Origin of the sequence: Bradyrhizobium sp. Leo170, from assembly GCF_004296405.1 — a bacterium.
Lineage (GTDB): Bacteria > Pseudomonadota > Alphaproteobacteria > Rhizobiales > Xanthobacteraceae > Bradyrhizobium.
In genome coordinates this window covers 1-7817 of the sequence record NZ_PSRR01000381.1, presented here as the reverse complement: position 1 = coordinate 7817, position 7817 = coordinate 1, and the positions used below count along the sequence as shown (strand labels likewise).

The 7817-nt window shown below is 62.7% G+C and carries 9 protein-coding genes and 1 pseudogene; 5 read left to right on the top strand and 5 right to left on the bottom strand.

Translation table 11 applies throughout. The annotated features are described in order from the left end of the window. Positions 1–23: 23 nt before the first annotated feature. Positions 24–1040 (bottom strand): TRAP transporter substrate-binding protein, encoded by a 1017-nt coding sequence (locus CWO89_RS37670; protein WP_130583423.1) that lies wholly within the window; start codon positions 1038–1040, stop codon positions 24–26. Positions 1041–1178: 138 nt separating this feature from the next. On the opposite strand from CWO89_RS37670, the gene pobA reads away from it, so the two are divergent. Both pobA and CWO89_RS37660 read left to right on the top strand, forming a co-directional pair. Then, positions 1179–2348 carry a 4-hydroxybenzoate 3-monooxygenase gene (pobA, locus tag CWO89_RS37665; protein ID WP_130583422.1) on the top strand — a complete coding sequence of 390 codons (1170 nt, stop codon included), beginning with the start codon at positions 1179–1181 and terminating at the stop codon, positions 2346–2348. A 288-nt stretch (positions 2349–2636) separates the two neighbouring features. After that, complete coding sequence (locus tag CWO89_RS37660) at positions 2637–3089, top strand: PaaI family thioesterase (protein ID WP_130583421.1); 453 nt, start codon at positions 2637–2639, stop codon at positions 3087–3089. Between the two features lie 22 nt (positions 3090–3111). On the opposite strand, the gene CWO89_RS37655 is transcribed toward CWO89_RS37660, so the two are convergent. Then, a complete protein-coding gene (locus CWO89_RS37655) occupies positions 3112–4005 on the bottom strand; it encodes a LysR family transcriptional regulator (RefSeq protein ID WP_130583420.1) in 894 nt (297 codons plus the stop codon). 117 nt (positions 4006–4122) lie between these two features. Between CWO89_RS37655 and CWO89_RS37650 the strand changes: the two genes are divergently transcribed. Beyond that, the gene (locus tag CWO89_RS37650) at positions 4123–4755 is read left to right on the top strand and encodes a pyridoxamine 5'-phosphate oxidase family protein (protein ID WP_130583419.1); all 633 of its coding nucleotides are present in this window, start codon (positions 4123–4125) and stop codon (positions 4753–4755) included. Between the two features lie 100 nt (positions 4756–4855). On the opposite strand, the pseudogene CWO89_RS37645 reads toward CWO89_RS37650, so the two are convergent. Then, a pseudogene (locus CWO89_RS37645) lies at positions 4856–5583 on the bottom strand (glutathione S-transferase family protein). Between the two features lie 36 nt (positions 5584–5619). Continuing rightward, complete coding sequence (locus CWO89_RS37640) at positions 5620–5892, bottom strand: hypothetical protein (RefSeq protein WP_130583418.1); 273 nt, start codon at positions 5890–5892, stop codon at positions 5620–5622. Positions 5893–6046: 154 nt separating this feature from the next. On the opposite strand from CWO89_RS37640, the gene CWO89_RS37635 reads away from it, so the two are divergent. Together CWO89_RS37635 and CWO89_RS37630 are read left to right on the top strand one after the other, a co-directional pair. Beyond that, positions 6047–6745, top strand: coding sequence for a helix-turn-helix transcriptional regulator (locus CWO89_RS37635; RefSeq protein WP_130583417.1), 699 nt, complete (start codon positions 6047–6049; stop codon positions 6743–6745). Continuing rightward, the gene (locus CWO89_RS37630) at positions 6745–7053 is read left to right on the top strand and encodes a YkgJ family cysteine cluster protein (RefSeq protein WP_130583416.1); all 309 of its coding nucleotides are present in this window, start codon (positions 6745–6747) and stop codon (positions 7051–7053) included. The genes CWO89_RS37635 and CWO89_RS37630 overlap by 1 nt, the downstream gene beginning before the upstream one ends. Positions 7054–7198: 145 nt before the next feature. Here CWO89_RS37630 and CWO89_RS37625 read toward each other — a convergent pair whose 3' ends face one another. Next, positions 7199–7597, bottom strand: a complete 399-nt coding sequence (locus CWO89_RS37625; RefSeq protein WP_130583415.1) for a hypothetical protein — start codon at positions 7595–7597, stop codon at positions 7199–7201. Positions 7598–7817 lie beyond the last annotated feature (220 nt).

The window sequence follows — 7817 nt, the reverse complement described above, 5'->3', positions numbered from 1 at the left end:
CCCGCAAGCGGGGAGAGGGAGAACTACTGCGCGAGCGCGTTGTACTTCGTGAGCGAGGCCTTCAGGTCGGCCATCGCGGCGTCCGCGTCGACGCCGGTCTTCTTGACGCCGTCGGCCCAGGTCTTGACCAGCGGCTCGGCCGCCTTCTTCCACAGCGCGGTCTGCTCCGGCGTCAGCTTGTAGACCTCGTGACCGGACTCGGCTTTCACCTTATCGATGCCGGCGTCCTCGAACTTGCCCCAGTGCTCGCCGACGATGCCCGCCATCTCGGTCGAGCAGTTTTTGTCGATGGCTGCCTTCTGGCGGTCGGACATCGCGTTGTACTTGTCCTTGTTGATCACGAAGACGAAGGTCGTGACGTAGAGTGGCGCTTCCATGTCGTATTTCGTCACCTTGTCGATGCCGAACAGCACCAGCGAGCCCCAGGGAAAGGTGACGCCGTCGGCTACGCCGCGCTCGATGATATCCCGCACTTCAGGCGCGGAGGACTGCACATTGGTGCCGCCCAGCGAGGTGACGAAATTGGCCATGGTGGCATGGGCGGGGCGGATCTTCAGGCCTTTGACGTCCTCAGGCACGACGATCTTCTTGGTGCGCGAATGGAACGAAGACGGCGAATGGACGAAGGCGAGGCAGTATTTGACGTCCTTCATCTCCTTCTCGGCATATTTGCGGTACCAGGCATCAAGTCCCATCGAGCCGCCCTTGGCGTCGGAGATCAGGAACGGCAATTCGCCGGCGCCGACGATCGGGAAGCGGCCGGGCTGGTAGCCGGGATTGACATAGGTGACATCGGCGATGCCGTCGCGCGCCATGTCGTAATGGTCAAAGGCCTTGCCGAGCTGCTGCGCCGGGAACACCTTGCCCTTGATGGTGCCGCCGGAATCCTTTTCCACCGCCGCGGCCCAGTCCTCCAGCGACTTCTGCAGCGGATGGGACGCCGGCACCCAATGCGAGATCTTCAGGTCGAAATTCTTCTCCTGCCCGAACGCAGGGGTCACGCTGGCGGCCAGCAGCAACGCCAGAACCGTCTTCCTCATCGGCATCCTCTCCCTCTTTGCAGGCCTTTGGCGGCCCTTTGCGATTATTGTTATATGATATAATCACCATTGCAAGCTGACGACAGCGACCCGCCAGGCGGTATAAGCTAAAGCCTACAATATCGGGAGGAGCAAATATTGCGGTCAAAGGTAGCAATCATAGGCGCAGGTCCGGCAGGATTGTTGCTTGGGCAACTACTTCACGCCTACGGGATCGACAACGTGATCCTGGAACGGCAGACGCCGGACTATGTGCTGGCGCGGATCCGCGCCGGCCTGCTGGAGGAGGGCACGGTCAGCCTGCTCGACGAGGTCGGCGCAGGCCAGCGCGCCCATCGCGAGGGGCTGATCCATCACGGCTTGGAACTCGCCTTCGGCGGCGCCCGCCATCGCATCGACATGCACGCGGCGACCGGCAAGACGGTCATGATCTACGGCCAGACCGAGGTGACGCTCGACCTGATGAACGCGCGGCAGAAGGCCGGGCTCACCACCATCTATCAGGCCGCCGATGTCCAGCCGCATGATTTCGACACCGACCATCCACGCGTCTCTTACGTGAAGGACGGCAAAGCAGGCGAGATCATCTGCGACTTCATCGCGGGCTGCGACGGTTTCCACGGCGTCAGCCGCGCCAGCGTGCCGGATTCCGCGATCAAGACGTATGAGCGGGTCTATCCGTTCGGCTGGCTCGGCATCCTCTCGGATACCCCTCCGGTTTCGCACGAGCTGATCTACAACAACCATGAGCGGGGCTTTGCGCTGTGCACGATGCGCTCGATGCACCGCAGCCGCTATTACGTGCAGTGTCCGCTCGACGATCACATCGACCAATGGCCCGACGAACGTTTCTGGGACGAGCTGAAGCGGCGGCTCGACCAGAAGGCGGCGGACGAACTCGTCACCGGTCCCTCGATCGAAAAAAGCATCGCGCCGCTGCGCAGCTTCGTCGCCGAGCCGATGCGCTTCGGCAGGATGTTCCTGGCCGGCGACGCCTCGCACATCGTGCCGCCGACCGGCGCCAAGGGGCTGAACCTCGCCGCCAGCGACGTGCACTACCTGTCGCAGGGCTTACGTGAGTACTACGACGAGAAATCTTCCGCCGGCATCGATGGGTATTCCGCCAGGGCGCTGGCGCGGGTCTGGAAGGCCGTGCGCTTCTCCTGGTGGATGACCTCGATGCTGCACAAATTCCCGGACCAGGGCGAGTTCGGCGCACGGATCCAGCTCGCCGAGCTGGAATATCTCGTGAGTTCCCAGGCGGCGTCGACGTCGCTGTCGGAGAATTACGTCGGATTGCCGTTATAAAATTGTAGGGTGGGCAAAGCGAAGCGTGCCCACCCTCAGCACTCCGCTCGCGATGGTGGGCACGCTGCGCTTTGCCCACCCTACGGGCTACGCCGTCATTGCGAGGAGCGAAGCGACGAAGCAATCCATGCGCCCACGCGGGGAGAAATGGATTGCTTCGCTTCGCTCGCAATGACGACGGAGTGTTTCAAACATCCGCGCAGATGCCGTTTAAAACTTTGTATGCGGTGAAACTGTCATCGACATCGCGTTCAATGGCGCCGAGATCATCAGACATACGGGCCGACCATGAGCACCGATACATCAGTCATTGCCGACATTCCGGAAGGCTTTGAGCCTCACTTCCGCAAGAGCCCGCTCACCGATCCCTGGGAGCCGCTTTATTCGAAGCGCATCGACAGGGCGGTGATCATGGGGCTCAGGCTCGCAAAGGCGCACACCAACTCGCGCGGTCTGATCCATGGCGGATTGATCGCGGCGCTCTCCGACAACGCGATGGGCTATAGCTGCGCCCAAGTGATGGGCTGGACATCCTCGCTGGTAACGGTCTCGCTTGCGGTCGATTTCATTGGCACCGCGGAGATCGGTCAGTGGCTCGCGGTCGAGACCGACGTGATCAAGACCGGCAGCACGATCTGCTTTGCGCAGAGCCTGGTGAAGGCGGACGACGTCATCATCGCGCGGGCGAATGGGACGTTCCGGGTGATGCCGAAGAAGGACGTCGTCTCGGGACGCGCGTAGCGCGAACCCGGCACGATAGCCGTCATCCGAACCGCCAGTCCGCGGTCTCGGCGACGAGATCGATGAAGGTGCGCACCTTGGCCGAGAGCAAGCGCGAGGTCGGATAGACGATGTGGATTGGCAGCGGCGGCTCTTCGAATTTCGCCAGCACGATCCTGAGCCGCCCTGCCTTCAGCGAAGCAGCCGCCTGATAGGCGAGCACACGCGTCAGCCCGCCGCCGGCTTCGGCGTATTGAATCGCGGCATCAGCGCCGTTGGATGAAAAGCGTGGGCTCGGCGAAACGCGGACCTCCTGCCCTTCCTCGACGAAGCGCCAATCCGGCGCCGCCGACATGGCGCCGAACTGAATGGTGTCGTGCGCTGATATATCCGAGGGCCGCTTCGGCTCGCCGCGAGCATTCAGATATTGCTTCGACGCCACCACGATGCGCCGCATCTCGCCGACATGGCGTGCAACCAGCGTCGAATCCGGCAGGTGCCCGATCCTGACGGCAAGGTCGACGCCCTCCTCCACCAGGTTGATCATGCGGTCGGACAGCCTGAGGTCCACGCCAACGTCGGGGTAGCGCTTCAGATAGGCCGTGACCATGGGACTGACATGCAGGCGGCCGAAGCCGACCGGCGCCGAGATCACCAATCGCCCGGCCGGGCGCGTGCGTTCGCCCTCGACCGCCTCCTCTGCCTCTTCGAGATCGGCAAGGATGCGCCTGATACGCTCGAGATAGCGCGAGCCGGCATCGGTCAGGGTCACGGATCGCGTGGTCCGCTGCAACAGCCGCGCGCCGAGCCGCTCCTCCAGCGCCGCGATCAGCCGGGTCACGGCCGATGGCGACAGCCCGAGCTTTCGAGCGGCGGGGGCGAAGCCCTGCAGATCGGCCACGGCGACGAAGGCCTGCATGGCATCAATACGGTCCATCTCATTATTGCATAATGCGCAATAGTGAAGTGTCAATCGCCTTGATTGTTCGACCGGGGAACGGTCCCATCTTCCATGGTGAAACGACGCTTTGGCGCTCCATGCCAAGGGGCTCAAATGTCAGACAGCCAGACCTATCCGAGTGACGTCGCTTTCACGCCGGCGGTGAAGGCGATCCAGGCGCGCAAAGGCTCGCGCGAGGCCTATGCCCAGGTCGAACGGCGCGGCTGGCGCACCGCGATCGACGAGAATCTCGCGGCCTTCCTCGCCAACGCCAACAGCTTCTATTTCGCGACGGCGTCTGCCGATGGCCAGCCCTATATCCAGCACCGCGGCGGACCAAAGGGGTTCATCAAGATCCTGGACGCCAGCACCATCGCGTTCGCCGATTTCAGCGGCAACCGGCAGTACATCACCCAAGGCAATCTGTCGGAGAATCCGAAGGCGTATATCTTCGTGATGGATTACGCGCATCGCAGACGCGTCAAGCTCTGGGGGGAAGCGCGCGTGGTCGACGACGACCCGGCGCTGACGCAATCGCTGATGCCCAAGGATTACAGGGCGCGTGCTGAGCAGGTGATCCTGTTCAAGATATCCACCTGGGACACCAACTGTCCGCAGCACATCCCACAGAAGTTCGATACCGCCGATGTCGCTGCGGCATTGGCCGCACGCGACGCACGCATCGCCGAGCTCGAGGCGGAGCTGGCTGCATTGAAAGCCGAGCCCCAGAGCTTCGGTTCTGATTGAATCAGAACCGAAGCTCTGGTCTTTTGTTTTGACGCGTTTTCTTCACGCGAACCGATATCCACTTCGCTCGAAAACGCTGCGAGCTGTAACCTCATCGTAGCTAGGCCGCTTCGCGCACCGGCGACCAGGCGAACTCCGGATAATATTGCCCCATCATCCGGTCGACATAGTCGCTGAGATTGCTGAACTTCTCGGTCCGCGCGCGTAGCGGCGAATCAAAGAACGGGGTCAGGATTCCCGCAAGCGCCCCGAACGCGGTGGCATCCGTGCCGCACGGCGTATCGCCCATCAGATACGGCTTGTCGCCGAGTTGCACGGAAAGCGCGAACAGCGACCGGATGGCAAGGTCGATATCCTCATCGGGCGCATGGCGGCCGAGGCCAGACAGGAGATAGTTCTCGGCGACCCGGAATTGAGCGTCCTCGCGTAGTTTCTCGCGCATATGTTCCGGCGCGCCGTCGAAGAAATGTGCCGGTCCCTTGGCAAAATTGGTTTCATCGACCCAGCGCGCACCGACCAGGGCCCAATAGACGTGGTGCTCGATCATCCGTTCGAACGCCCAGGCCTGCGCGCGCGCCTGCAGGCTCAAGGGCGCATCGAAGTCGAAGCCGTATTTGCCTTCGATATGCGCGCGGATGAAAGTGGAATCGGCGATGGTCTCCGCTTCGTCACGGATATAGGGCAATTGCCCTTGGGCGAACTCGGCGGCATCGCCCTCTCCTTGCAATAGGCAAGCCCGGCCATTTTCAATTGGACCTCGGTCTTGGTCACGAAGGGGCTGATTTCCGGCAAGCCGAACCCCGGGCCGAAGCCATGGAGAATAATCATCTGGAGCCTCCCAATTTCCAAAAAACGGCACCGAGCCTAGCGGCCCCCTGCTGCCACCATGGTGTCAGCAGGGGTAAAATGGGTCGCCAAACGAACCCGTTTCACGAGGCGGCGGCTGCGGAAGACCAGGTGCCTCCCGCCCGCCGTCAACAGGGCGGCGATCGAACGCAGGGCCAGTTCGATGAGCGCCCAGCGGAGGTCGGAGGAGACGGTGTGGATTGTGACGAGCTGTTCCAACGCAAAGGTTTGGGCTCGCCTGAACCTTTCAAGACGGCTATCGAGGCCGGCCTTACTAAGATGATTCAGCATGGACAAATTCCCTTCAGTTGAGATGTTGTCCCGTTATAACCACCCCCTGCTGCCAACATCCTGTCAGCAGCGGCGAGGCCGACCTCGGAAAATCGACGGCCTGGAACTCACTAGCCAAGAGACCAGCCAAAGAGACCGACCAAAGAGAGCTGCCATGAGACGCGCCGACCGGCTGTTTCAGATCATCCAGGTGCTTCGGCGCACCCGCAAACCGCTGACCGCGGATGCGATCGCCGCCGAGCTCGAGACATCCAAGCGCACGATCTATCGCGACATCGCGACCCTGATCGAGCAGCGCGTGCCGATTCGCGGCGAAGCCGGCATGGGCTATATCCTGGAAAAAGGATTCGACCTGCCGCCCTTGATGCTCACGCCCGACGAGATCGAGGCCTGCGTGCTCGGCGCGAGCTGGGTCACGGGCCACGCCGATCCGGCGCTGGCGCGCGCCGCGCAGGATTTGATGGCGAAGATCGCCGATACCGTGCCGGAGCGGTTGCGGCCGTTCGTCCTCGAACCCGCAAGCCGCGCCCGCTGGGCGCGGAACCAGGAGCCCGACCGCATCGACATGGCGCGGACACGCGCGCAGATCCATGACGGCAGGAAGATCACGCTGAACTATCGCGATGAACGTGGCCGCGACACCGAACGCACGATCTGGCCGATCGCAGTCGGCTATCACGAAGCGGTGCGGATCCTGGCGGCATGGTGCGAGTTGCGGAAGGATTTCCGCAGTTTCCGCACCGACCGCGTGATCAACGCGGTCTATCATGAGGAGAAATATCCGGAAAGGCGCGACCTGTTGCGGGCGCGCTGGCGCCGCAGCCTGGTCTGGGAAGCGCCGAAGGACATCTGATGGCGACCGAGAATCCCTGCCAGGCCTGCGGCGCGTGCTGCTTCTACTCGGAGAACTGGCCCCGCTTCACCACCGAAGACGACGCGGCGCTCGACCTGATCCCGCTAGAATACGTCAATGCAAGGCAATCCGGCATGCGCTGCGACGGCGACCGCTGCTCGGCACTGTCAGGCAAGATCGGCGTGGCCACGAGCTGCGCGATCTATGCGATACGGCCCGAGGTCTGCCGCACCTGCATGCCCGGCGATGCGGAATGCGCGGTGGCGCGACGCCGGCACGGACTGCCGGTGCTGGCTGTTGAACCGTAGCCCGGATGCGGCAGGAGTCCCTCATGGTGAGGAGGCGCGAAGCGCCGTCTCGAACCATGAGGCCCAGATCTCGCCCGCGGCCCATCCCTCGAGACGCCGCTTTGCGGCTCCTCGGGATGAGGGAGAGTTCGTGGCTAGGTGGAGCTTAGACCGTCACAGTCTCGGCAACCTCTTCCTCGTCGAGGTCGTCGACGATCGGCGCGAAGGTTGCCAGCGGCTTGGTCGACAGCGTGATCGGCTTGCGGCCGCCGTGCGAGGGCGCTGCGGAGCGGGCCGGCTGGCGGGACAGTTTATAAAGGTTGTTGCCGACGTGGCCGCCGAAATAAGCGAGCTCGCGTTCGCTGCAGGTTGCGGCGATCGCCACTGCCAGCGAATGCAGATGATGGCGGCGATAGCAGAACAGCGCCAGCATTGCCCGGACATCGGACGAGACGCTTTCGACGAGGGCCTGAAGGCCAGCAGGATTGGCGCGGTACATCTGTCCGAGCAGCTCCTCGCGGACCGGGCAAACGTCGTTCTCGAAGGCATTGCGGCTTGAAAACATTGCAGTTCTCCCTGGTCCGGAAGATGCCGTGCAATTCTCTAACGAAGGGTTAACCACGGGCGCCAGTAGTCATCCGGGGCGATTGCGATTTTTGAGCGAATCAGAACGGCCTCCGCTGACGCTCGGGAGCGCCCCGTCATTCCGGGGCGATGCGCAGCATCGAGCCCGGAATCCATTTCACTGCTTCAACATGCGGCCCAATGGATTCCGGGATCGCGCC

What these genes read in the sequence shown, in the direction of transcription:
- CWO89_RS37660 (WP_130583421.1), top strand. Translation starts at nt 2,637, where the DNA reads ATGAGCACCGATACATCAGTCATTGCCGACATTCCGGAAGGCTTTGAG.
- CWO89_RS37625 (WP_130583415.1), bottom strand. Translation starts at nt 7,597, where the DNA reads ATGTTTTCAAGCCGCAATGCCTTCGAGAACGACGTTTGCCCGGTCCGC.
- CWO89_RS37640 (WP_130583418.1), bottom strand. Translation starts at nt 5,892, where the DNA reads ATGCTGAATCATCTTAGTAAGGCCGGCCTCGATAGCCGTCTTGAAAGG.
- CWO89_RS37650 (WP_130583419.1), top strand. Translation starts at nt 4,123, where the DNA reads ATGTCAGACAGCCAGACCTATCCGAGTGACGTCGCTTTCACGCCGGCG.
- CWO89_RS37655 (WP_130583420.1), bottom strand. Translation starts at nt 4,005, where the DNA reads ATGGACCGTATTGATGCCATGCAGGCCTTCGTCGCCGTGGCCGATCTG.
- CWO89_RS37670 (WP_130583423.1), bottom strand. Translation starts at nt 1,040, where the DNA reads ATGAGGAAGACGGTTCTGGCGTTGCTGCTGGCCGCCAGCGTGACCCCT.
- CWO89_RS37630 (WP_130583416.1), top strand. Translation starts at nt 6,745, where the DNA reads ATGGCGACCGAGAATCCCTGCCAGGCCTGCGGCGCGTGCTGCTTCTAC.
- CWO89_RS37635 (WP_130583417.1), top strand. Translation starts at nt 6,047, where the DNA reads ATGAGACGCGCCGACCGGCTGTTTCAGATCATCCAGGTGCTTCGGCGC.